The 610-nt window shown below is 44.4% G+C and carries 1 protein-coding gene; it reads right to left on the bottom strand.

All coding sequences use genetic code 11. From position 1 onward, the window contains the following. Positions 1–610 (bottom strand): T7SS effector LXG polymorphic toxin (locus K3G25_RS20605; RefSeq protein WP_269770606.1); only part of this gene is annotated, 610 nt, incomplete at both ends.

A 610-nucleotide genomic window follows, 5' to 3' on the forward strand; every position in this document is an offset into this window, starting at 1 on the left:
AAGGCCGACACCGGCTCCTTTTAATATATCCCAAGTCACTTCTCCGGCTTCTTTCAGCTGTTGTGCTTGTTCAAGCTGAATGACATATTGCTGTTGAGAAGGGTCAAGGTTCTCGTACCCGATCTTCTTCGCCATTTCCAAATATTCATCCGGATCGGTCACACCGTCGGCGAGCTTTTTCTTGAGATCCTTGATTTCCCGCTCTTTCGCTTCTTCCTTCTTAATCGTCAGATAAGCGTCTGAGTGTCTTGTAATCTCGCCTTTTTTCTTATGTATGTCACTTTCCCTGTAAGCTTTAGCGTTATAGTGAAGTGGTGTTGCGTTTTCCCCTTTGCCCGTGGCATTTTGGAGCTGTTGAAAATCGGCCTGGATGAACTGTTCGTTTGCCTCGGTTTCTGCGTATTCTTTCGTTAGATCGTGATCAAGCTTGCCGAGCTTATGTACAGTATCGTCCCGTTTTTTGTCTGCTGATTCCAGCTTTTGATCGACATCTTCTGTAGAGAAAACATCAAGATGGACAATTTCGCTGATTTCATCAAGGATACCTTTCATTTCATTGCGCTGTTCCTGCATGATGGCTTTTGATTTATTCTTCGCATGAATCAGCTCG

Source organism: Bacillus sp. FCW2 (genome assembly GCF_021228595.1).
GTDB classification, from domain to species: domain Bacteria; phylum Bacillota; class Bacilli; order Bacillales; family Bacillaceae; genus Bacillus; species Bacillus velezensis.